Genomic DNA, 23,221 nt, shown 5'->3' on the forward strand with positions numbered 1-23,221 from the left:
CCCCTACCCAGGTCGGATCTTCGACGCATCCGGTGGGTGGGGCCCGTCCGGCCCCCGTACCGTCATCCGCATGACCCCTCTCGACGCGGACACGCGGGCCGGCGCCGCGCATCCTGCCCCCCTGACATCGCCGGTGACCGGTCTGACCTCCGCCCAGGTGGCGGAGCGGGTGGCCCTCGGGCAGGTCAACGACGTGCCGGTGCGCAGCAGCCGGTCGCTGACCGAGATCGTCCGCGCGAACGTCCTCACCCGGTTCAACGCGATCATCGGCGTCCTCTGGGTGATCATGCTGGGCGTCGCGCCCATCCAGGACAGCCTGTTCGGCTTCGTGATCCTCGCCAACACCGGGATCGGCATCATCCAGGAGTGGCGGGCGAAGAAGACCCTGGACTCCCTGGCCGTGATCGGCGAGGCCCGGCCGACGGTGCGCCGGGACGGGGTGAGCGCCGGGATCGGCACCTCGCAGATCGTGCTGGACGACCTGATCGAGATCGGGCCGGGTGACAAGGTCGTCGTCGACGGGGTGTGCGCGCAGGCCGACTCGCTGGAGATCGACGAGTCACTGCTCACCGGCGAGGCCGACCCCGTGGTCAAGCAGCCCGGGGACCAGGTCATGTCCGGAAGCTTCGTGGTCGCGGGCGGCGGCTCCTTCCAGGCGACCAGGGTGGGGCGCGAGGCGTACGCGGCGCAGCTCGCCGAGGAGGCTTCCCGGTTCACGCTGGTCCACTCCGAGCTGCGCTCGGGCATCTCCACGATCCTCAAGTACGTTACGTGGATGATGATCCCGACCGCGACCGGGCTGATCGTCAGCCAGCTGTTCGTCAAGGACGACGAGCTGAAGAACTCCATCGCCCGCACGGTCGGCGGGATCGTTCCGATGGTGCCCGAGGGGCTGGTGCTGCTCACCTCGGTGGCCTTCGCGATCGGGGTCGTCCGGCTGGGCCGCAAGCAGTGCCTGGTACAGGAGCTGCCCGCCATCGAGGGGCTGGCCCGCGTCGACACGGTCTGCCTGGACAAGACCGGCACCCTCACCGAGGGCGGCATGGACGTCACCGAGCTGCACCTGCTCGACACCGGCACAGGTACGGGCACGGGCAGGGGCGCAAACACCGGCACCGGCACCGGCACCGGCACCGGCGCGGCGTACGTCCGGGACGTGCTCGGTGCCCTCGGCGTCTCCGATCCGCGGCCGAACGCCTCGCTCCGGGCGATCGCCGATGCCTACCCCGCCCCCGGTGACTGGCGGCGCGCCGACGCCCTGCCCTTCTCCTCCGCCCGCAAGTACAGCGGTGCCGCCTTCACCGAGGGCGACGAGACCGCCTCCACCTGGCTGCTCGGCGCCCCCGACGTCCTGCTCGACGCCGACGACCCTGCCCTGGCCCGCACGGGGCGGCTGAACGAGCAGGGCCTGCGGGTGCTGCTCCTCGCCCGTACCGAGCGGCCCCTGGACGACCCCGAGGTCGCCGTCGGTGTCCGCCCCACCGCGCTGGTGGTGCTGGAGCAGCGGCTGCGGCCGGACGCGGCGGACACGCTGGCGTACTTCGCCGAGCAGGACGTCGACGCCAAGGTCATCTCCGGCGACAACGCGGTGTCGGTCGGCGCGGTCGCCGGGAAGCTCGGGCTGACGGGGACCGTCGTCGACGCACGCGGGCTGCCCTCCGAGCCGGAGAAGATGGCCGGGGCGCTCGACGAGGGCACCGTGTTCGGACGGGTCACCCCGCAGCAGAAGCGGGACATGGTGGGCGCGCTCCAGTCCCGCGGGCACACGGTCGCGATGACCGGCGACGGGGTCAACGACGTGCTGGCCCTGAAGGACGCCGACATCGGGGTGGCGATGGGCTCCGGTTCGGAGGCGACCCGGGCCGTCGCACAGATCGTGCTGCTCGACAACAGTTTCGCCGCGCTGCCGTCGGTGGTGGCCGAGGGGCGGCGGGTGATCGGCAACATCACCCGGGTCGCGACGCTGTTCCTGGTGAAGACCGTCTACTCGGTGCTGCTCGCGGTGCTGGTGGTCTGCTCGCAGGTGGAGTACCCGTTCCTGCCGCGCCATCTGACGCTGCTGTCCACGCTCACCATCGGCGTCCCGGCGTTCTTCCTGGCCCTGGCCCCGAACAAGGAGCGGGCGCGGCCGCACTTCGTACGGCGGGTCATGCGGTACGCGATCCCGGGCGGTGTACTGGCCGCGCTGGCGACCTTCGCCACCTACCTGCTCGCCCGCCACCACTACAGCGGTGAGGGAGCGCTGGACGCGGAGACGAGCGCGGCGACGCTGACGCTGTTCCTGATCTCGATGTGGGTGCTGGCGATCATCGCCCGCCCGTACACGTGGTGGCGGGTCGGGCTGGTGGCGACGATGGGCGCCGGTTTCCTGCTGGTGCTGGTCGTGCCGTGGCTCCAGGAGTTCTTCGCGCTGAAGCTGGTCGGGATGACGATGCCGTGGGTCGCGGTCGGCATCGCGGTGGCGGCGGCGGCCGTCCTGGAGGTTCTGTGGAGGTGGGTCGACCGCCGTTTCCCCGCGTAGGGCCTGTCCGGCGGATCACGTCCTGACGCCCGGCCCGGCGGGCGGACGCCGGCCTCGTACGGACGCGGCCCCACGCCTCAGGGAGGCGTGGGGCCGCGTGACCGGTCGTCCGGGGTGATTTACTTCACGTCGATGAAGTCTCCGGCGGCGTTGACGGCCGGGGTGGTCGTGGTGCCCGCGAAGGAGTACCGGTAGTAGCCGTCGACGGAGGCCTTGACCGTGGTCTTCAGGCTGCCAGCCGAGCCGCTCTTGATGGTCTTGACGGTGGTGTAGGTGCTGGAGCTCTTCTTACGGAACTGCAGCTTCACCGACTGGTTGGTGTAGCCGGCGTACTTCTTGGTCTCCCAGTTGGCGCGTGAGAGCGTGCCGGTGACGGTGATCGTCTTCCCCTTCTTCACCGGCTCGGGGGAGGCGTTGACGGTCAGCTTGGAGGCGCGCTGCACGGAGAAGGTCTTGGCCTTCTCCTTCTCCATGTAGTCGCCGTCCTTGGCCGCGGCGACGATCCACACCTTCCAGGTGCCGGCGACCGAGTTGATGAGGTTGTCCAACTGCTTCAGGGTGAAGGTGGCCTTGCAGGTCGACTTGGTGGCGTTGACCTTGGTGCACTTGGCAAGGTTGTCACTGCTGTCGGGGATGGCCCCGCTCTCGGGCTTCTGGATGGACGCGCCGCGGTACAGGATGGGCTGGGCCCAGTCGATGCCCGAGTTGTCGGTGGCGGTGAAGGTGAGAGTGACCTTCTTGGCGGCCGTGGGGCCGACGACGACGGCCTTGCCTCCGTTGACCACCACATCGGAGATCTTCGTGTCCCCGAAGGAGTCGTCGGCCTGCGCGGCCGGTACGGCGAGGGCGGACAGGGCCAGGGCACCGGAGACTACGGCGACGGTGGCGCGAATACGCATGCGTTCTCCACGTGGAGAAAGGGGCCCCGTGGTCGACGTTTTTTTGGGTACGTCACCCAACGGCTCGTCGTCACGTCCGGGACCCGAGTGACCATGGAGTCTGTTGACTCACATGGTCAGATACGTGGTGTCACCGAATGGTTGTACGAGAATGGAAAACATGTGTAGGAATTTTCAAGATCATCGACTTGACCGAAGCGCCATCCCCCTCCCCCTCCTTTCCCACCTCCCCCTCCTCCCTCTCCTCCCCCACCGGTCCGCCACGGCCAGGGGCCGCACCGGGGCGGTGAGTCCCTGATGATCCTGCGCAAGAACAAGTCCGGGGACTCCCAGTCCCAGTCGCGGAGGAGCGAGCTGGGAGCCCAGCTCTCCACCCCGGTCCGCACCTTCATGGCGACCGAGGCGGGCAGCGCGGGCCTGCTCCTGGTGGCGGTGGCGGTGGCCCTGGTCTGGGCGAACTCGCCCTGGTCGGAGGCGTACACCTCCCTCTGGCACACCGACCTGTCCCTCTCCCTCGGCAACGCCGAGCTGTCGATGGACCTGGGGCACTGGGTCAACGACGGACTGATGGCCCTGTTCTTCTTCGTCATCGGTCTGGAGGTCCGCTACGAGGTCTCCGTGGGCGAGCTGAACAGCCGCAGCCGGGTGATGATCCCGGCCCTCGCCGGGATCGGCGGCATGGCCGTGCCCATCCTGCTGTACCTGCTGATCGCGCCCGGGGGTGACGCCGCCACGGGCTGGGGCATCGTCATCGGCACCGACACGGCGTTCATGCTGGGCGCGCTCGCCATCGTGGGCCCACGGTTCGTCACGCAGCTGCGCGTCTTCCTGCTGGCCATCACCGTCATCGACGACATCGTGGCCGTCACCGTGATCGGCGTGGTCTACTCCGGCAGCATCAGTGTGCCGCAGCTGATCATCGCGCTCGTCCTGGGCGTGGTCCTGTCCGCGCTGACCCGCTTCGGCGTCTGGCAGGCGGCCCCGTACGTCCTGATCGTCCTCGTGATGTGGCTCGCCACGCTCCAGGCCGGCCTCCACGCCTCCATCGCCGGCATGCTCGGCGGTCTCCTGATCCCCGCCACAAGCCCGTCACGGGAAGGGGTGGAGCAGGCCGCGCGGCTCTTCCGCGCCTTCCGCCAGTCCCCCCTCGCCGACGTCGGCAAAACGGCACGCAAGGGGCTCCAGAAGGCCGTCTCCGTCAACGAGCGGCTCCAGACGTTCCTCCACCCGTGGTCCAGCTACGTCATCGTCCCGGTGTTCGCGCTGGCCAACGCCGGTGTCGACCTGCGCGACGGCGTCCTGACCAACGCCCTGACGTCCCGCGTCACCTGGGCCGTGGTCGTCGGTCTCGTCATCGGAAAGCTCCTCGGCATCTGGGGTGGCTCCTGGCTCGGCACCCGGACCGGCCTCGGGAAGCTCCCGACCGGGGTGGGCCACGGCCATGTCCTGGGCGGCGGCGTCCTGTCCGGGATCGGGTTCACCGTCTCCCTGCTGATCGTCGGGCTCGCCTTCGAGGACCCGGTCATCCGCGCCGAGGCCACCGTCGGTGTCCTGCTCGCGGCCGTGTTCTCCGTCGCCGTCGGCTGGCTGGTGTTCCATCTGGCCGCCGTCCTGCGCGGCGAGACGGACGCGGACCTTCCCCGCTACCTGGACCGCCCCGTCGACCCGGAGACGGACCACATCCTCGGACCTCCGGACGCTCCCCTCACCCTGGTGGAGTACGGCGACTTCGAGTGTCCCTTCTGCGCCCGCGCCACCGGCGTCACCGCGGAACTGCGGCAGCGTTTCGGCGACCGGTTCCGCTATGTCTTCCGGCACCTGCCGCTGCCCGACGTGCACCCGCACGCCGAACTCGCCGCGCGGGCGGCCGTCTCCGCCGACTACCAGGGCCGCTTCTGGGAGATGCACAACCTGCTCTACGAGCACCAGGACGAACTCGAGTACGAGGACACCGCCGGTTACGCCGCCGACCTCGGACTCGACGTCGAGAGGTTCCTGCGCGACCTCAACGACGAGAGGACGGCCGCCCGGGTCCGGGCGGACGCGGCCAGCGCCGAGGCCAGCGGTGCCCGCGGCGCCCCGACGTTCTTCGTCGGCAACCGACGGCACACCGGCCCGTACGACGCGGCGACGCTCGCCCTCAAGCTCGAGGCGCTCGAGGAGGCGTCCGGCTCGCAGGCGCCCACGAAGTAGAAGTAACCGAACCGTCCGCCTTCGACGGGGGGCCGGGGCCGATCCGGCCCCGGCCCCCCGTTTCCTCCGTTCCGGTCAGTCGAACCAGCGGTCCCTGGCCAGCTCCTCGGTCCTGGACGGGTCCTCCAGCAGCGCCGCGACCTCGAACCGGCGCGGCCACTGGCGGGCCGCCCACGCCAGCCCGGCGGCGACCCCCTCCAGGGTGGCCGCGTGCAGCACGCCGTCACGGGTCAGCCGCCAGTCGATCTCCACACCGTCCACGACGAGTTCCTCGTGCTCGACGTACGTGGCGGGAGTGCCCGGCCCGAGCAGCGTCCGCACCGGCTCCGGTACGTCGTGCTCGGTGCCCTCGCTGCCGACGTCCCCGGTGACGGACTCGCTCAGCCGCCGCACCTGGAACAGTTCGGCCAGCTCGGCGGCGCGCGAGGGACGGACGGGCAGCAGGGCCACGCCCTCGGTGAACGGCAGCAGGTCGGGCGAGTCGACGACCACCGCGTCGGCGGCGTCCACCACCTCGACCCGGCCGTCGACCACCGCGCGCAGCTCGTCCGGCAGGGTCACCTGATCCGGGTCCAGGTCGGCCAGCGCCCCGTAGAGGGCGTGCAGCCGGCCGGGGGTGACCTCACGGTCGGGGTCGGCGAGACGGTCGAGGAGTTCGGCGGCGCCGCCCGGCTCGTCGAGCAGCGCGGAGACAGACGTACGGACGCCGAGGGCCCGCAGCACCTGCTCGTCCTCGAAGCCGGTGGCGTCGGCCTCGTCGTACAGGCCGCGCAGCAGCGGGTCACTCCCGGCGGCGCGCAGACCGGCCGGGCGGCGGCCGCCGAGCACCGGGTGTCCGCGCAGCCACCACGCGGTATAGGGGCGTACGGTCTCGTGGGTGCCGTCCGGCAGCAGGACGCGGACCGGCTGGGTGAGCGCGTCGCGCAGCGGCGGGCGGGCGAGCAGGGCGAGGGCGCGGGGCCACTGGTCGTCGTCCACGAGGTCGAGGTCGCGGACGGCGACGAGTTCGGTGGCCACCGGCGGCACCGGGCTGTCGGGGAAGCGGTCGAGGACGTCCTCGCTCCACACGTCCACGGCGTCCAGCAGACCCGCGTCGTCGGGCTCGGCGAAGTCCCCTTCGCGGGGCTCGAGCTCGTCCGGGTCGAGGACGACGTCGGTGGCGCGGACGAGGACGAAGTCGACCAGCACGCCGCAGGCGGCCAGCGGGTCCTCGCCCCACTTGTCCGCCAGCTCGCGTTCCACGGCGGCGAGTTCACCTTCCCGCATCACCTGGGCGAAGGGACCGCCGGGGAAGACCAGTTCGCAGGCCGGGGAGAGCTCGCCGTCCTCGTCGGGCAGCGCGAGGGCGCCCAGCCACGGCTCGTCACCGGGTTCGAGACCCGCGTCGCGCACCAGCCCGAGCACAGTGTCGGCGAGCTCGTCGGCGTCGGGCGCCTCGTCCTCCCAGTTCAGGGCGCCCTCGTCGTCCAGGGAGGCGGCGACGGCGGCCCGCACCTGCGGAGTGGTGAGCACCGCGCGCGGGGTCGCCGGGAGGGCGCCGAGCTTCTCCAGCAGGGGGTGCACCGCGTCCGGGTGGGCGACCTTGAGGCCGAGCCGGGCCAGCGTCGCGGGGTCGACCCGGGCGGCCTCGGCGCCGGGCAGCAGCACCTGCCGGGGGCCGGTGGTGGTACGGCCGTCGGCAAGGGGCACGGGCAGCCCCGAGAGCCGGTCGGGGTCGACGCCGGCGAGGCTCTCGTACAGCCGCCGCCACCAGTCGGGCGACTTCTCCAGCCCGGCCAGCCGGTCGATCGCGTCGGCCAGCGGGAGGCGGGCCACCCCGAGCGTGCGCAGTTCGGCCCGCCGTTCGAGCCCGGCGGGCAGGAGGGTCGGCAGCACCTCCGCGAGAACCCGGACCGTGTCGGCGCCGGCGCCCTCGACGACCTCGGCCTCCCGGGGCCGCAGCGCCTCGGGCAGGTCGGAGTCGTCGTCGTGCCCGGTGGGCCCGGCGGCGGGCGGCAGGAAGGACGTGCGCGGGAGCCGCCCGAGAACGGCCTGCCGCAACGCGCCGTCCAGCTCACCCCGGCCGAGCGGACCGGGCACGAGGTCGATGATCCCGGCGGTCACCGGACGCCAGTCGGCGAGGAGCTCGGTGTAGGCGTCGGCGGCGCGCTCCACCAGGAAGTCGGTGAGCGGGCCGGGGGCGGTGTGCCGGCGGGTGGAGTCCAGCGGGAAGGAGGCGATGAGCAGGGCCGGGACGCCCAACGGCTCCTCGCTCGGCGTCGGCGCGTGCACGACCGGGCTGGTACGGGGACGCGCGGGGGCCCCGTCGGAGTCCACCGGAACGGCCCACGTCACCGACCAGTGCGGGCGCAGCCGCTCCTCGATCGGCCGGTCGGCGAGCAGGTCCGGCGTGAGCGGCCCGTGCGCGGCGACGGTACGCCAGCGGGTGGCGCCGTCCCGCGAGTCCTCGATCACGGTGAGCTCGCCGTCACTGCCGCGGCGCACGGTACGGGGCTCGGCGTCGCCGATCTCGACGACGACCTCCTCCAGACCGGGCAGCGCGAGCAGCAGCGCGTCGTCGACGGCGTGCAGCAGCCGCTCGGCGAGGTCGGCGGCGGCCGTGTCGCGCAGCGGCAGGATGACGGCGGTGTCGTACGGCTCGGGGGCGGTGCCCTCGGCGGGGAGGGGAAGCCGCAGCAACGGCACATGCCCGTCACGCCGGCGGATCTCGTCCCCCAGTCCCGCACTGTCCCCGGCGCTCTCACCGGCCAGCCCGCGCGCCTCGGCGAGCGACCAGCGCACCCCGCCCTGCCGGCCGACGACGGCGGGCTCGTCGGTGACAGCGAGGACGGCCGCGAAGCCGACCCCGAACCGCCCCACCGCCCGGTCGGGAGTGTCCCGCTTGGCGGAGGCCCGCAGCGTGGACAGCGACTCGACCCCGGCCGCGTCCAGTGGGGCCCCGGTGTTGGCGGCGACGAGCACCCCGTCACGCAGCGTGAGCCGAAGGCGTCCCGGAACCCCCGCGCGGGCGGCGGCGTCGGCGGCGTTCTGCGCCAGCTCGACGACGAGGCGGTCCCGGTATCCGCCGAGGACGAGGTCCTCCTCGGCGTTGGCGTCCTCACGGAACCGTGCGGGGCCGGCGGCCCAGGCGTCCAGCACCCCGCGCCGCAGCCGCGCCGTACCGAACGGGTCCGTGCCCTCGGCAGCGGGCCGTACGAACTTGCTCACGGTCACTCTCCTCATCGGCCCTGATCGGCGTGAGGTCGAAGGTACCGCGCCCGACGCCCCCGGCGAGCCGGGCCCGGCCCGGCCCCGGGCCGTGCTGTTCCTTGTCCTCACGGGGATGGCCGCCGGGCGAAGGCCGCCGTGGCAGCGACCCGAAAACCCCATGACGGAGAGGTGATGTTTGGCCACAAAACGCACTTGCCCACTCGTAGTCGGAAGCCCGAAGATGTGAGCCGGGCATGGACACGCGTCTCCGGCACGACCTGCCGGACAGGCCCCAGGGGGATGGAGATCATGACAGCAGAGCCGCGGCGGGACGTCAGTACTCGCGTGGCGGACGCCTTGTCCTCCCAGGTACTGAACGCGCTGGTGGGCATCGCCGGTATCGCCATTCCCACAGCCGCGTGGGTTGCCGAGAGCGGCGTACTGAAGGACGCCCTGCTGGCGGCTGCGACGGTACTGCTGCTGCTCATGGTGGCGAACCACATGTGGTTACGCCGTATCTACATTCAGCTCCGCCGGGCCAACGACCGGCACATGGCGGACGCCCGGTATTTCTCGCTGGTCCGCGAGCAGTTGGAGCGTGAACTCATCTCGGAGTTCGGTGAGATCGCCGACGGTCACCTCCAGGTGTACGCGTCCGAGGTGCCGCGCCTGTCCGTGCTGCTCTTCCAGGCGCTCATCGACTCCGGCACCGAGCCCAAGCGCGTTCTGGCGGCTGATCTCACCACTGACCCGAGGCTGTTGTCACAGCGACGGGAGTACCTGGCCGTGAACCGGCGCCTGATCGAGGGTGGGGGGACGGTGCAGCGGTTGTTCATCTGCTGGCAGGACGATCTCGTCCGGGAGGACTTCGCCCGTAACCTGCTCACTCTTGTCGACCATCACCGTTCCCTGGGTGTGCAATGCGCCCTCGCCGTACGGGACCGGTTGCGTGCCGACCAGGCCGTGGATTTCGTGGTGGTGTCGAAAGCCGCGGTTCTCCTGGAGGAGGAACAGGGGGACTCGGATTACCGCCGGGGGCGCAGCTCCGTGTACTTCAAGCACGTGGAGCGCTGGGCGGGACGCTTCGAGTCGATCTGGGGGCACGGTTCGGACTCGGCTCCGTTCGTCCTCCAGTCCTACGAGTCGCTCGTCCGTCCCATGCTGGACGCTGGAACATGGGACGAGACAGCCGTCCGGGGAACTGCGGTACGGCTCTGAGGCATGACCACCGCCCATCCCTTGTCCCGCTCCATCACGTTCCGTCACACCCGCAGGTGCCTGAATGGGCTTCGTTAGCATGGAGAACGACAGCCGGTCCGGACCTGACGGGACCGAGCGAAGCCACAGCGCGACGGAAAGTACGTGATGTCCACTCTCTCGCTCACCAAGGCCCATGGCTCCCGGAACGACATCTTCGTGGTGGACGGCGCGCCTCTCGACCACTTCGCCACCACGGACGAACTGACGCGGGCCGTCGGGCTGCTGTGCGACCGCAAGCGGGGGCTGGGCGGTGACGGGGTGTACTTCGTCGCCGATCACGGTGACGGCACGGCGCGGGCCTGGTTCTACAACCCCGACGGGTCCGAGGCACTGCTGTGCGGGAACGGGATGCGGTGCGCCGGCCGGATACTGCTGGACCGGCACCAGGCCGACTCCGTCGTCGTGGATCAGGGCCCCTATTCCTTCACCGTGCATGACCGTGGCCGTACCTCCCACGGGGTGCGTCAGGTCTCCGTGGAACTGCCCGCCGTCGACTTCGCCCCGGGTCAGCCGATCGTGGCGGAGGCGGGTCCGCACGGCGAGTACGTGGACCGGCTGCTGCCGGCCTTCCACCCGTCGCGGCACGTGACGGCGGTCGCCGTACCGAATTCCCATCTGATCACGGTGATCGACGCGTACACCGAAGCGGAACTGGTCGAAACCGGGAAGCGCGTCGCCGGTTCGCCCGAGGTGTTCCCGATCGGCGCCAATCTCTCCTTCGTGCTGCCGCTGTCGGACGACGAGGTGTTCGTCCACACCTACGAACGGGGGGCCGGGCTAACACCGTCGTGCGGCTCGGGCATCGCGGCCTCCCGCGCCACCCTGTCCCGCCTCGGACGTGTCGAACCGGAGCAGCCGGTGACCGTACGCAACCCTGGAGGTATCGCCCGGAGCTTCCTCCAGCCCGTCGGTGACGTGTGGCAGCCCGTATTGGAAGGCAACGCCACCCTTGTGTACGAGGCGGAAATCGACCCGGCCGTGCTCCTCGGTGACGGTCCGGTGGAGTACACGGGTACCTCACACATGGCGGAAATCAGCGCGTTCGCGGAACTCAGCCGGGAAAATATGAAGGTGTTGCACGAGGCCGGTATCCACCCGACCGAGATCTGATCGCGTCCGTCCCTCTCCGGGGCTCGTCCGGCCGGGAGGCACCGCGCTCTCCCTCCGGTCGGCCCCGCCCCCGTGCCAGGTCCGGGACGGAAACGGGGAGGGAACAGTCTTGGGGGCATTGTCGGCCGGACTGGTGGCCATCGCGGCAGGCATCGCGCTGCGGCAGGTGGACCGCTGGTGGTTCAGCCCGATGCGGGGGCGGCACAGACCGGACTCGCTTCGGTCGGTAATGACGCTTCAACGTGAGCGGCTGAACAACCTCACTCCCGTGTTCCTGATTCTCGGGCACTGGCTGGAGTTCGCCGGATGGTGCGCGGTGGCTGTGCACGGCGGCCCGGGGGGTTGCGCCGTCGCCGCCTTCGCGGGCGCCGTGAAATTCCGCCACCTCCAAGAGGTGAGCCATTTCGCGGTGCACGGCGTGCTGGCTCGCGGCGCCCGGCTGAACACGCTGCTCGCCGAGGTCGCCGTACATATCCCGCTCGGCTTCGTTCCCGTGGCCGTACGCCGCCGTCGGCACGTACGTGAGCACCACCCGAACGCGACGGTCGCCGGAGCCGACCCGAACCTGGCCGAACTGCACCGGGCGGGAATACGGACGGGGGCCACGACGGTGCGGTACGTGCTCGGCACGGTTCACCCGCTCACTCCGGCCGGCATGTTCGACACCGTGCGCAGCCTGACGGTCCTGGGGCGGGAAGCGGGTGCCGGGCGGCTGCGGGCGGCCGGTCCGCTGGTGGTGGCAGCGGCTGCGGCCACGGCCTTCGGCTGGGAAGCGGCAGTTTTCGTCGTCGTGCTGCCCCGCCTGCTGCTGTATCCCCAGCTCGCCTGGATGTCACTGCTCGTCGAACACCGCTGGTTCGATCCTGAGCCGGTCACGGGACCGCCGGTCGCCGTCGAGGCGGGCCGCTGCCTGCGGTTGTACCCGCGCAACGTGCTGCTCGCCCTGCTGGCCCGGGGCACCTGGCTGCCGTACGGCGACCTGTACCACTTCGCCCACTCCGCGCACCCGGCAGTGCGCTGGAACTACCTCCCCGTGCTGGAGCGCTCCCTCCACGGCCCCGCCTACCGGCCGCACGCCCTGCTGCTGGGCGAGTCCGCGGTACTACGCCGCCACCGCCGCGCTCTGGCACCGGTCTCCGGCACCGGGGCCCCAGCACGTCCGGGATACCGCCCCAGGGAAGCGTGACACCCCCGCGCCCTGTGCTTCCGACCTCGCCCGGTGCCCGGCATGCCCTCGTTGTCGGTGCCCTGCGGCACAATGGCCGCTGTTTCCGGTTCCACCGCGTCACCGCTCCGGCGCTCGCGGTCTCATCAAGGGGGAGTGGATGACCACAGCGCCGCAGACCAACCTGGACAAGCTGCTCACCCGGCTCGCCGACCGCAAGGCCACGCGCACGGAGGCGGACCTCCAGTCAGATGTCCGACAGTTCCTGCTGGACGGCTGGCTCAACCTCGACGAGGACAACCTGAGCGTCGACCTGGAGTCCCAGGTGGGCGACGGTCGCCGCATTGACGTCGAGATCGGCCTCACCGCCATCGAATGCAAGCGGGACCTGCGCGGCACAAAGATCCTCAAGGACGCCGAGAAGCAGCTCGAAGGGTACGTCCGCACCCGCACCGAACAGGTCGGGCAACGTTACGTCGGCATCCTCACCGACGGCGCCGACTGGCGCGCGTACGCCTTGTCCGGTACGGCGTTCGTCCAGGCCGGCCGCTTTGAGGTCAAGCCGCGCCGCACCACGCCCCGGGAGCTGCTGACCTGGCTCGAGGACGTCATGGCGACCGTCGAGGGCGTCAAGCCGACCCCCGACGTGATCAAGGGCCGGCTGGGCGCGGGCAGCATTGCCCACGGCATCGACTACGCCACGCTGTCCGGGCTCTACGCGGAGCACAAGCACCTGCCCACCGTGCAGCTCAAGCGGGAGCTGTGGGCACGGCTGCTGCGCAGCGCGCTGGGCGCACAGTTCGAGGACAGCGACGAGCTGTTCATCGAGCACACCCTCCTGGTCAACACCGCCACGATCATCGCGCACTCGGTCCTCGGCTACGACGTCCGGCGGATCCCCCCGGCCTCGCTCGTCCTCGGCCAGCTCTTCGGGCAGGCAGACATCCATGGAGTCGTCGAGTCCGACTTCTTCGGCTGGGTGATAGAGAACGAGGTCGAGGGCGGCGCCGAGTTCGTCAGCGCCGCCGCCCGCCGTCTGGGCCGCTACGACTGGGCGAGCGTCGAGCACGACGTCCTCAAGGTGCTCTACGAGTCGGTGATCGCACCCGAGACGCGCAAGAAGCAGGGCGAGTACTACACGCCGGACTGGCTCGCCGAGAAGATGGTCTCCGACGTCCTGACCGACCCGCTGAACCAACGCGCCCTGGACCCGTCCTGCGGCTCCGGCACGTTCCTGTTCCACGCCGTACGCCGCTACCTGACCGCAGCCGAGGCCGACGGTCGCCCGCTGGCGAAAGCCCTCAGCGAGCTGAGCGACCACGTGGCGGGCATCGACCTCCACCCGGTCGCCGTCGCGCTGGCCCGCGTCACCTATCTGCTGGCCATCGGCCGCGACCGTCTGACCTCCGACGAGCGCGGGGAGATAAGAGTCCCGGTCTTCCTCGGCGACAGTGTGCAGTGGCAGCAGCGGACCGATCTCATCGACCACGGCTACCTGGTAATCCGCACGGAGACGGGGGGCCTGCTCAATTATCAGAACGAGCTGCGGTTCTCCGAGCGCCTCCTCGCGGACGCCGGACGCTTCGACCGGCTCGTCAACGCGCTCGCCGACCGTGCGGCCAGCGACAGCCGGAAGAAGGGGACCAGGCCGTCACTGACCAGTCTGTTCAAGGTCCTGGCCATCCACGACCCGGACGACCAGGACGAGATCACGACGGCCTTCCGCATCCTGTGCGAGCTGGTCGACGAGGACCGCAACCACATCTGGTCGTACTACGTGCGCAACCTCGCCCGGCCCATGTGGCTCTCCATGGCGGACAACCGCGTGGACGTGCTGATCGGCAACCCGCCGTGGCTGTCCTACCGGCACATGCCGAAGGACATGCAGAAGCGGTTCAAGGAGATGTGCCAGTCCCGCGAGCTGTGGCGCGGCGACGAGGTGGCGACCCACCAGGACCTGTCCGGCCTGTTCATCGCCAGGGCGGTGCAGCAGTACCTCGCGGATGACGGCGTCTTCGCCTTCGTCGTGCCCAACCCGGTCCTGGACCGGCCGTACTGGGCCGGCTTCCGGGCCGGCGACTACCCGGACCCCAACGAGCCCGTACGCGTCGAGTTCACCGGCTCCTGGGACCTGCGGCGGCTGCGCCCGCACTTCTTTCCGCGCGGCAGCGCGGTGGTCTTCGGGCGCCGGATGACCTCGGGCGTGGGCGACGCGGCGCGGGGCAACAACCCGGTTCCGTTGCCGAAGACCACGGAGCGGTGGACCGGGAAGATTCCGGTGACGGCTCATGACTGGGCGGATGTCCGGGGGTGGGTCATGCAGGAGACGGCCGAGCTGAAGTACGTGGGCGAGGATCTGATCTCGTCGCCGTATCGGTCGCGGTTCGAGAACGGGGCCACTATCTATCCCCGCTACCTGTTCTTCGTCACGCAGCAGGAGTCCGGCCCGCTGGGTCTGGGAGGCGGACGGATTCGACTCCGCTCGGAGCGGAGTAGCACGGAGAAGCCACCGTGGAAAGAATTGCCCGATCTCGAAGGCGTGGTCGAGACGCAGTTCGTGCGTTCAGTCCTTCTGGGAGAGAGTGTGCTGCCCTACCGCCTCCTCGCGCCGCGCAGAGCAGTCCTACCCATCGAAGGCACCAAGACCCTGCTCCACGGAGACCACGACAACATCGACCGTTACCCGGATCTCGTGAAGTGGTGGCGTAGAGCGGAGGGCCTGTGGTTGGAACATCGGAGCAGCGAGCGGCTGACTCTGCTTGAGCAGCTTGATTTTCGTCTAAAGCTTTCCACACAACTCCCGGGAACACGCCTGCGCGTGGTGTACGGCAAGGCCGGGATGCACGTCTCGGCCGCCCTGGTGGATAACCCGAGTGCTGTCATCGACCACAAGTTGTACTGGGGCACGGTGGCCACCCGTGAAGAGGGTATGTACCTCTGTGCCATCCTCAACGCGCCCGCGCTCACCGAGATCGTCCGCCCTCTCATGTCCTACGGCAAGGACGAGCGGGACATCGACAAGGCTGTATGGCAACTCCCCATCCCCCAGTTCGACCCTGCGAATCCGAGCCACCAGCGGCTTGCCGAACTTGGAGCCGTGGAAGCCACGCGCATTGCCGCTCTGGAGCTCGACGAGTCCAAAAACTTCGTCAAACTGCGTCAGGTAGTCCGCTCCGTGATTGCGGACTCACCGGACGCAGAGGAACTCGACCAGTTGGTCCGCCTACTCCTGGAGTAGGCGGACCAGGCGGTGCGTGTCAGCCCTCGGACACGTATGGAACGAAGGACGTCCATGTGTTCGGGGCGAAGGCGAGGCGGGGGCCTTCGGTGTTCTTGGAATCGCGGACGCGCACGGTACCGGGAGTAACGGCGAGCTCAACGCAGGAGTTGCCGTCCGTGCCACTGCTGTAACTGCTCTTGAACCACGCCAGTTCAGAGGCGTCCCTGACGGAGGCCTTACGGATCATGTCTCTCCCAGCAGTTGTTCGATGAAGGCGAGCGACTCTCTCGGCGGGAGAGCCTGCGCTCGGATGGTGCCATACCGCAACTCAAGGATGCGCAGGTCCCTGGGTTCAGCAGTCGGCCGACCGTTGAATGCGCCGTCGGAACGCCCCACGGCCGTACCGTCCGGGAACTTCAGCAACTCGATCTTGCCGTCCACACCCGGATGAGCATCGGTGTTCGTCGGCATCACCTGAAGAGTGACGTGGTTCAACCGCCCCACCTCCAGCAGACGTTCGAGCTGACGCTGCCACACCATTGTGCCTCCAACCGGTCGGCGCAACGGTGTCTCTTCCAGGACGAAGTGGATCGATGGCGCCGGGTCGCGTTCGAACACGGTCTGCCGAGCCAGGCGGGCAGCCACCATGCGCTCCATGTCGTCCGAGGAGTACGGCGGCTGTGCCGCCTCCATCAGCGCGCGAGCGTGCTCCGGCGTTTGCAACAGCCCATGGACGCTGTTGCACTCGTAGATACCGATCTCAACCGCCTTGGCCTCCAGCTTCCCCAGCTCCCGCACCTTCTTCGGGTACCGGACCTTCTTCACGTCCTCCCAGGCCGCCGCGATGAGCCCGCCTGCGCTCAACACCTCGTCGGCCCGGTCCAGGTACTCCTGCCGAGGAATCCGCTTGCCGCCCTCGATCTTGTACACCATGTCCTCGCCGTACCCGACCGTCCTCCCGAACTCGCCGGCCCGCATCCCCACCGCCTCGCGCCGCAGCTTCAACTGCCGCCCGACGGTCGTGATGACCGCGATGCCCCACTCGTCGTCCGGGTCCACCTCCCAACCCGGCTCGTCTGCCTCCGTCTTGAGCCGACCCGCCTCTGTCTCGACCGTCATATCGCGCCTCTCCGTCGAACCGCCTGTCGTGCACCCAGCGGCATACCCTCACCAACGGCCCGTACCGTCCGGACAGCACCGGACAAGCTCCGTACAGTGACCGTACGCGTACGCCAAGTCACCACTCACGGTATGCGGGTACCGCCACCCTGAGTGACGTGAACCAGAAAACCGCCGAACCCGCCACCCCCATCCGCAACTTCAGCGTGCAGCTCTCCCCCACACCCCGCGGCGCCCGCCTCGCCCGCCTGCTCGGGGCGGAACAGCTCCGCTCCTGGGGACTGCCGCTGGATCCCGCCCGCCAGATCATCGCGGAGCTGGCCGTCAACGCGACCACGCACGGCCGCGTACCGGGACGGGACTTCCGGCTCACGCTCTACGTCGTGGCCGACACCCTCCGTATCGAGGTCACCGACACCCGGGGCGAACGGCTCCCCCAGCCCCAACCGGCCGCCCCCGACGCCGAATCCGGCCGGGGTCTACTCCTCGTCGAGGCCCTCGCCGACCGCTGGGGCGTAACCGAGGGCCGCTTCCCGCGCAAGATCGTCTGGGCCGAACTGCGTCTCACGCCACCGGAACCCACGTCCCCAGGCTCCGGTGTCGTCAGTGCCTTTCCCAAAGAAAAGTGAGAGAGAAAGAACCTCCACCAAGCCCCACCCCACCGCCCGTTCGAGGTCTAGGACCAAACTCACTCGGGCGGGTGAACATCGCCGGTCGGGCTGGTTTTCCGGTCCCCCAACACCCTTACGCTCAGCGCAACAACCGCAGACCAGGCCGGTGATCGCCGGTCACCGGCCGCGGACAGACTTCGGCCCCCGCCGGGACAGACATCCCACTGCGAGGGCCTGACCAACAAGGAAGCACAACCTTCCCGATGGATACCCAAAACCCTAGCGCGCCCCCGCGCGCCCAGTCAGCCGACAGCGCCGATCGGCCCACGCGCGGGCGGCCCTCCGACCCCCTGTACGCCCCACCGCGCACCCCACGGCCGGCGTCGTCCACGAGAACACCCGTCACACCACCCGCTTCACGGTGATCGGCAATCACCTCGCCCAGCACCGCGAACTCTCCCTGCCGGCGATCGGACCGGCCTGCCACCTCCAGTCCCTCCCCACCGGCGCCCCGGCCGACAGCAAGACGATCGCCGATCGGTTCCCCGAAGGCCCGCCCCGCATCGCCGCCGCACCTGCCTGAACTCACAAAGAAAGAACCCCATGGTCAGTTCTTCCCACGAGGCGATGCACCGCATCTTCCAGCACGACCCCGGACTGTTCAGCCGCGTCTCCCGGTTCCTCGGGGTGGACGTACCCACTCCGGTGAAGGCGTCCATCCTGCCGACCGACCTCACCGAGGCCAACCCCGTCGAACGCAGGGTGGACACCCTGCTGCGGCTGGAGACCGCGGAACAGGGCGCGTTCCTGCTGGCCGTGGAGGCCCAGGGCAACAGGAAGCCGGACAAGCCGGCCAGCTGGGCGTACTACGTCAGCTACCTGTGGACGAAGTACCGGCTTCCCACGGCGCTCCTCGTCGTCTGCCAGGACCACGCCACGGCCCGCTGGGCCCAGCAGCCGGTGTGCAGCGGGCCGTCACAGATGCCCACCCTCACCCTGCGGCCCCTGGTCGCGGGCCCGCACAACATGCCCGTGATCAAGGACCCGGAGGAGGCCCGTGCCGACCTGGTGCTGGCCAGCCTGGCGGCCATCACACACGCCGCCGATACGGCCGTCAATGAGATACTGAAGGCGCTCTCCACAGCACTGCGGGACACCCCCGAAGACATCGCGGATCCCATTGTCGAATTCACCGCACAGGGGCTGGGCAACCGTCCGGCCAAGCACCTCTGGAGGAACCTGGTGGCCGTGGACCTCTCCTTCTACAAGTCCTACATCTCCGAAGAAATCCGGGACGAAGGGCGCGCCGAGGGCCGTGCCGAGGACATCCTGCTCGTCCTCGAGCAGCGCGGCCTCGACGTCTCCGACGACGTCCGCGGTCGCATCACGGACTGCACGGACCCCGACCTCCTCCGGCTCTGGCTCATGCGCGCCGTCACCGCGCCGAAGGCCGAAGAGATCTTCGGGGACCAATAGCCGGGCGGGTCCCTCCACCGGCGTGGAACGCGAAAAGCCGTGCACCTGGCCGACAGGGCCCGGTAGTGGAGGCGGAAAAACCTTTCCCAATGGCGCGGCATTGCTGAACGCCCACAAGGAGCGGCACAACAGCCGTTCCTTTCAAGGCAATTACGCTCGAAGGATATAAGCGTGCAGGTGAGGCGGGGTGTGGGTGTGCCGCCGCCGAGGGCGGCCCGCCCACGCAGGTCGGCGGGGGCAGGTCCGGACAAGCCGGGAAAGGTCGGGGCAGGTGTGAGTCGCCAGTGGACCGGTCGTGCCGGTCGTACCGGCCGCACCGGACATCTCATGTGCCCGGCTGCCTGGGCCACAGTGCCCCCCACGGGCACACCGAACAGAACGTCGGGGCGGGCCGGGGCACGTCGGGGCGGGCCCCGGCGCGTACCCGGCCCCGCCGGGAGCCGCGTGTGCGGCGCGCCCGGGGGCGTCCGCACCACTCCTACGAGTGCCCCAGCTCCGCCGACGACTCGTCCTGCGTCGCCGGGACCGAGCCCGAGTCCGGGGCCGGGCGGAGCGGGAACGGATCGACGCGGGTCTCGTCGATCCTCGGCGGGACGGGCTGCGGCGGCTTGGGCATGACCGCGGCCTCGGAGTGACCGCCGCAGCCGTACGCCAGGGAGACCACGCGGCCGTCGGCCGGGGAGAACTCGTTGGCGCACACGCCGAATGCCTGGCCCAGGGAACCGCCGATACGGGCGAGGAAGCCGCAGCTGACACAGGTGGCGGGGGCCGCCTGCGCCATCGGGGTCTTGGCGCCGAACGCCTCCTCCCAGCGGTCGGCGGCGATGTGCAGGCCGTAGCGGGACAGGACGCGGGCCCGGCGCATGCCGAGTTCCTCGGCGACCGACGCGATCGAGCCGCGGGCGGGTGCGATCGTCAGGTCGGCCGGGGCGGCCCCGGCGACCTCGGCGTCCTCCGCCTCGACCAGCTCGGCGAGTTCCGCGGAGACCGTGGAGTTCGGTGACGGCTCGTCCTCGCCGGAGTAGCCGGGCTCCAGGCGCAGGTCCTCGGCGTCGGTGGGCAGCAGGTCGCCGGGGCCCATGTCACCGGGGCGCAGCCGCTCGCTCCACGGCACCCACTCCGGCGCGAGCAGCGCGTCGGGGCCGGGCAGCAGGACCGCCTCGTCCACCGTGACGATCTTGGCGCGGGAGGCGCGGGCGACGGTGACGGCCCAGCGCCAGCCCCGGTAGCCGAGTTCGCGGCACGCGAAGAAGTGGGTGACGACCCGGTCGCCCTCGGAGACGAGCCCTTCGTGTTCTCCGACGACCCCGGGTGCGGCGGTCTCCTCGGCGGCGGCACGGGCGAGGTCGACCGCCTCGGCGCACAGGCGGTCGGGGGTGCGGCTTCGCGTTGTCGCTGCGCTCACAGGTATCGCTTCTCTCCTACGCCGTCTCACGAGTGCGCCACTCCCAGCGCGAGGGCGGACGGAGCGGACCGCAGGACCGCGTCGACGTCCACGCCTTTTCGTGCTCGGGCGCGCCTCCATCCATTCTGCGGGATGGCTGAGATACGCACGCTACCTTCTCACGTGCGTATGGCCTACACCGACGGTAGCTCTCGGGCCGCCACGCGCCGGAATCCGACCGGTCCACGGCACCTCGCCACAGCCCGTCACACCCGTACCGCACCGGCGTGGCGGGTGGTCGGCAGGGTGGTCGGCGGAGTGGTGGGCAGGGTGGTGGGCGGAAGTGGTCGGCAGGTCCGTCGGCGGGCACTGCGCCGATGCGGTGTTCCGCCGGACAGCGCACGTGCCGAAGCCGTCACCGCGGTGGGAGCACTACGTACCGCCATATCGGGGCACTATGAACGTCGTGGCTACCGCGAGGACACCCCAGGGCGCCACCGGGACCGGTGAGGCGAACGGGGTCAGGGTGAAGGGAAAGGACCGACGCGTCGGGACGGGCCGGACCGGCCGCCCGTTGCGTGCGCTCGGGCGCGGCCTGCGCTTTCCGGTGACCGGGACCGCGCGCGGAATCCGCCGGGCCACCCACGCGCACGGCGCCGGCGAGTCCGGGCTCGGCAAACTGATCGAACTGCACGGGGTGAACGGCGCCGGCGACGTCATGATCACCGTCGCGCTCGCGTCGACCGTCTTCTTCTCCGTGCCGACGGACGAGGCCCGGGGCCGGGTCGCCCTCTACCTCGCCATCACGATGGCCCCGTTCACGCTTCTGGCCCCGGTGGTCGGCCCGCTTCTCGACCGCCTTCCGCACGGCCGCCGGGCGGCGATGGCGGGCGCGATGCTCGCCCGTGCGGTCCTCGCCCTGGTGCTGTCCGGGGCGGTCGTCACCGGCGGCATCCAGCTGTATCCGGCCGCTCTGGGCGTACTGGTGTCCTCGAAGGCGTACGGGGTGGTCAGAAGTGCCGTCGTGCCCCGGCTGCTGCCCCCCGCGTTCTCCCTGGTGAAGGCCAACTCGCGGGTCACCCTCGGCGGGCTGCTGGCCACCGGCGTCGCGGCTCCGATCGGCGCGGGGCTCCACCAGATCGGGCCGCGCTGGCCGTTGTACGGGGCGTTCGTCCTGTTCGTGGCGGGGACGGTGCTGTCGTTCACGCTGCCGTCGAAGGTGGACTCCGCGAAGGGTGAGGACACGGCGCTGCTCGCGGCGGACGAGACGCATCTGCACGGCCCGCACCTCAAACCGGTCAAGCGGCCCGGTCTGCGCACGGTCGGACCGGCCGTCACGCACGCGCTGGCCGCCAACGCGTCCATCCGCTGTCTGACCGGGTTCCTGATCTTCTTCCTCGCGTTCCTGCTGCGCGAGCATCCGATGACCGGGCAGAGCGCCGCCGTGTCCCTGGGCGTGGTGGGCGTGGCGGCGGGCGTGGGCAACGCGCTCGGTACGGCCGTCGGGGCGTCGCTGAGATCCCGGGCGCCGGAGATCATCATCGTGACGGTGGTCGCCTGTGTGGTCGCCGCGGCCATCACCGCGGCGGCGCTGTTCGGCGCGGTCGTGATCGCCTGCCTGGCCGCGGTCGCCGGGTTCGCGCAGGCGCTGGCCAAACTGTCCCTGGACGCGTTGATCCAGCGGGACGTGCCCGAACTGGTCCGCACGTCGGCGTTCGCGCGCTCCGAGACGCTGCTCCAGGTGTCGTGGGTGCTCGGCGGGGCGATCGGCATCGCGATGCCGCTGATCGGGTCGCTGGGCCTGGCGGTGGGCGCCGCGATCGTCGCCACGGGCTGGCTGACCACCGTGCGCGGCCTGGTCGGCTCGGCCCGGCACGGAGGAGGCACCGGGCGTGCCCAAGTGGCGTGAGCCCGTCCGGCGTACGACGGGAGGTCACGACGTGGTCCGGTGCGGCGTCGGCGCGGCGTCCGCGCCACGTCTGTGCCGCGTCCGCGCGGCGTTGGCACCACACCGGTGCGACGCCGGCACCACGTCCGCGCGGCGTCCGCGCCACGTCTGTGTGGCATCCACGCGGCGTTGGTGCCACATCGGCGCAGCGTTGGCACCACACCGGTGCGACGCCGGCACCACGTCCGCGCGGCGTCCGCGCCACGTCTGTGTGGCATCCACGCGGCGTTGGTGCCACATCGGCGCAGCGTTGGCACCACACCGGTGCGACGCCGGCACCACGTCGGCACGGCATCGTCGGCGCGGCGTCCGCGCCGCGTTCGCGCGGCGTCCGCGCCATCCCGGCACCACGCCGGTGCGACGCCGGTACTGCGTCCGTGCCGCGTCCGTGTGACGCCGGTGCGGCGTCCGTGCCGCGTCAGCGCCACGTCCGTGCGGCATCGGCGCGGCGTCGGCGCGCGAGTGGCGTAACGCTCCGGCCACGCCGTACCCCCACGTGGGGAGCGGACAGGGCGCGCCCGATAACCTTCCGCCCATGACCACGTTGCCTCGCGGCGCAGCCGCTCCGAGTGCCCGCGCCGTGCGGCGCCGCCGTGCCGTCGCCACCGCCGGCGCCGTATCCGCCGGACTGCTCGTCCTGTCGGCCTGTGACAAACCGACGGCGGTCTCCACCCTCACCGTCGGCAGTTCCTCGGTGACCTCCGAGGCGACCTGCGGCGGCCACGGCGACGCGCTGAAGGCCGCCGACGTCACCAAGTGCCTGCAGGACAAGGGGGTCAAGGAGATCACGGTCGACCCGGACGAGACCGTGCGCTTCGGTGTCGACCCGGAGATCGCCGACAAGGGCTGGACGATCCTGATGAACGGCCAGCCGCTGACCGACTCCAGCACCAAGACGTACCGCACCATCCCCGGCAGCGTGTTCTTCAACGCCCAGTACGGCGCCCAGGGCGACTCGACCCTGGTGTCGGTCAAGGAGGGCGAGAGCAACGCCACGGGCCTGTGGTCCTTCCGGCTGAAGAAGGACGCCTGATCAACTCGCCCGGCCCGCACAGCCCTGAGAGCCCCGGCGGCGCTGACGGCCCTGGTACGTCCGCCCTCCCCGGGTTCCCCGCCCGTACGGGTC

General features: G+C 70.6%; 16 protein-coding genes. 11 read left to right on the forward strand and 5 right to left on the reverse strand.

The genetic code is table 11. The annotated features are described in order from the left end of the window. Nucleotides 1-70 precede the first annotated feature (70 nt). Entirely contained in the window at nt 71-2,521 is a 2,451-nt protein-coding gene (locus tag V4Y04_RS16255; RefSeq protein WP_332428737.1) for an HAD-IC family P-type ATPase, read from the forward strand. Between the two features lie 119 nt (nt 2,522-2,640). Here the strand turns inward: V4Y04_RS16255 and V4Y04_RS16260 are convergent, their stop codons facing one another. Then, a complete protein-coding gene (locus tag V4Y04_RS16260; RefSeq protein ID WP_332428739.1) occupies nt 2,641-3,420 on the reverse strand; it encodes a calcium-binding protein in 780 nt (259 codons plus the stop codon). Nucleotides 3,421-3,717: 297 nt separating this feature from the next. Here V4Y04_RS16260 and nhaA point away from each other — a divergent pair, with 297 nt between their 5' ends. Continuing rightward, complete coding sequence (nhaA, locus tag V4Y04_RS16265; protein WP_332428741.1) at nt 3,718-5,613, forward strand: Na+/H+ antiporter NhaA; 1,896 nt, start codon at nt 3,718-3,720, stop codon at nt 5,611-5,613. A 75-nt stretch (nt 5,614-5,688) separates the two neighbouring features. Here nhaA and V4Y04_RS16270 read toward each other — a convergent pair whose 3' ends face one another. Beyond that, on the reverse strand, nt 5,689-8,820 hold the full coding sequence (locus V4Y04_RS16270; RefSeq protein ID WP_332428742.1) for a sacsin N-terminal ATP-binding-like domain-containing protein: 3,132 nt from the start codon (nt 8,818-8,820) through the stop codon (nt 5,689-5,691). 291 nt (nt 8,821-9,111) lie between these two features. Between V4Y04_RS16270 and V4Y04_RS16275 the strand changes: the two genes are divergently transcribed. From V4Y04_RS16275 to V4Y04_RS16290, 4 genes are all read left to right on the forward strand, one after another. Continuing rightward, nucleotides 9,112-10,020: a hypothetical protein gene (locus V4Y04_RS16275; RefSeq protein WP_332428743.1), complete on the forward strand. Its 909-nt coding sequence runs from the start codon at nt 9,112-9,114 to the stop codon at nt 10,018-10,020. A 147-nt stretch (nt 10,021-10,167) separates the two neighbouring features. Beyond that, nucleotides 10,168-11,172 carry a diaminopimelate epimerase gene (gene dapF, locus V4Y04_RS16280; RefSeq protein ID WP_332428744.1) on the forward strand — a complete coding sequence of 335 codons (1,005 nt, stop codon included), beginning with the start codon at nt 10,168-10,170 and terminating at the stop codon, nt 11,170-11,172. A 109-nt stretch (nt 11,173-11,281) separates the two neighbouring features. Then, nucleotides 11,282-12,358 (forward strand): fatty acid desaturase, encoded by a 1,077-nt coding sequence (locus tag V4Y04_RS16285; RefSeq protein WP_332428745.1) that lies wholly within the window; start codon nt 11,282-11,284, stop codon nt 12,356-12,358. A gap of 139 nt (nt 12,359-12,497) precedes the next feature. Next, complete coding sequence (locus tag V4Y04_RS16290) at nt 12,498-15,575, forward strand: N-6 DNA methylase (RefSeq protein ID WP_332428746.1); 3,078 nt, start codon at nt 12,498-12,500, stop codon at nt 15,573-15,575. Between the two features lie 19 nt (nt 15,576-15,594). Here V4Y04_RS16290 and V4Y04_RS16295 read toward each other — a convergent pair whose 3' ends face one another. After that, nucleotides 15,595-15,804: a DUF397 domain-containing protein gene (locus tag V4Y04_RS16295; RefSeq protein ID WP_332428747.1), complete on the reverse strand. Its 210-nt coding sequence runs from the start codon at nt 15,802-15,804 to the stop codon at nt 15,595-15,597. Then, nucleotides 15,801-16,676 (reverse strand): helix-turn-helix domain-containing protein, encoded by an 876-nt coding sequence (locus V4Y04_RS16300; protein WP_332428748.1) that lies wholly within the window; start codon nt 16,674-16,676, stop codon nt 15,801-15,803. Before V4Y04_RS16300 ends, V4Y04_RS16295 begins: the two co-directional genes overlap by 4 nt. A 158-nt stretch (nt 16,677-16,834) precedes the next feature. Here V4Y04_RS16300 and V4Y04_RS16305 point away from each other — a divergent pair, with 158 nt between their 5' ends. The 3 genes from V4Y04_RS16305 (at nt 16,835) to V4Y04_RS16315 (ending at nt 18,763) form a co-directional block, all read left to right on the forward strand. Then, a complete protein-coding gene (locus tag V4Y04_RS16305; RefSeq protein WP_332428750.1) occupies nt 16,835-17,305 on the forward strand; it encodes an ATP-binding protein in 471 nt (156 codons plus the stop codon). A gap of 403 nt (nt 17,306-17,708) precedes the next feature. Then, nucleotides 17,709-17,870: a hypothetical protein gene (locus tag V4Y04_RS37770; RefSeq protein ID WP_443080027.1), complete on the forward strand. Its 162-nt coding sequence runs from the start codon at nt 17,709-17,711 to the stop codon at nt 17,868-17,870. A gap of 20 nt (nt 17,871-17,890) precedes the next feature. Then, entirely contained in the window at nt 17,891-18,763 is an 873-nt protein-coding gene (locus tag V4Y04_RS16315) for a hypothetical protein (RefSeq protein WP_332428751.1), read from the forward strand. A 478-nt stretch (nt 18,764-19,241) separates the two neighbouring features. Here the strand turns inward: V4Y04_RS16315 and V4Y04_RS16320 are convergent, their stop codons facing one another. After that, nucleotides 19,242-20,168 (reverse strand): DUF3027 domain-containing protein, encoded by a 927-nt coding sequence (locus tag V4Y04_RS16320; RefSeq protein ID WP_332428753.1) that lies wholly within the window; start codon nt 20,166-20,168, stop codon nt 19,242-19,244. A gap of 445 nt (nt 20,169-20,613) precedes the next feature. On the opposite strand from V4Y04_RS16320, the gene V4Y04_RS16325 reads away from it, so the two are divergent. Together V4Y04_RS16325 and V4Y04_RS16330 are read left to right on the forward strand one after the other, a co-directional pair. Continuing rightward, nucleotides 20,614-22,056, forward strand: coding sequence for an MFS transporter (locus V4Y04_RS16325; protein WP_332428754.1), 1,443 nt, complete (start codon nt 20,614-20,616; stop codon nt 22,054-22,056). Nucleotides 22,057-22,630: 574 nt separating this feature from the next. Next, nucleotides 22,631-23,128, forward strand: a complete 498-nt coding sequence (locus V4Y04_RS16330; protein WP_332428755.1) for a DUF2771 domain-containing protein — start codon at nt 22,631-22,633, stop codon at nt 23,126-23,128. Nucleotides 23,129-23,221 lie beyond the last annotated feature (93 nt).

It is taken from the genome of Streptomyces sp. P9-A2 (assembly GCF_036634175.1).
In the GTDB taxonomy this organism is placed as follows: Bacteria; Actinomycetota; Actinomycetes; order Streptomycetales; family Streptomycetaceae; genus Streptomyces; species Streptomyces pratens.

Excerpts from the sequence above, each read along its gene's own strand:
- nhaA (WP_332428741.1), top strand. The coding sequence starts at position 3,718 with ATGATCCTGCGCAAGAACAAGTCCGGGGACTCCCAGTCCCAGTCGCGG.
- dapF (WP_332428744.1), top strand. The coding sequence starts at position 10,168 with ATGTCCACTCTCTCGCTCACCAAGGCCCATGGCTCCCGGAACGACATC.
- V4Y04_RS16295 (WP_332428747.1), bottom strand. The coding sequence starts at position 15,804 with ATGATCCGTAAGGCCTCCGTCAGGGACGCCTCTGAACTGGCGTGGTTC.
- V4Y04_RS16330 (WP_332428755.1), top strand. The coding sequence starts at position 22,631 with ATGACCACGTTGCCTCGCGGCGCAGCCGCTCCGAGTGCCCGCGCCGTG.
- V4Y04_RS16275 (WP_332428743.1), top strand. The coding sequence starts at position 9,112 with ATGACAGCAGAGCCGCGGCGGGACGTCAGTACTCGCGTGGCGGACGCC.
- V4Y04_RS16255 (WP_332428737.1), top strand. The coding sequence starts at position 71 with ATGACCCCTCTCGACGCGGACACGCGGGCCGGCGCCGCGCATCCTGCC.
- V4Y04_RS16260 (WP_332428739.1), bottom strand. The coding sequence starts at position 3,420 with ATGCGTATTCGCGCCACCGTCGCCGTAGTCTCCGGTGCCCTGGCCCTG.
- V4Y04_RS16300 (WP_332428748.1), bottom strand. The coding sequence starts at position 16,676 with ATGACGGTCGAGACAGAGGCGGGTCGGCTCAAGACGGAGGCAGACGAG.
- V4Y04_RS16315 (WP_332428751.1), top strand. The coding sequence starts at position 17,891 with ATGGTCAGTTCTTCCCACGAGGCGATGCACCGCATCTTCCAGCACGAC.
- V4Y04_RS16290 (WP_332428746.1), top strand. The coding sequence starts at position 12,498 with ATGACCACAGCGCCGCAGACCAACCTGGACAAGCTGCTCACCCGGCTC.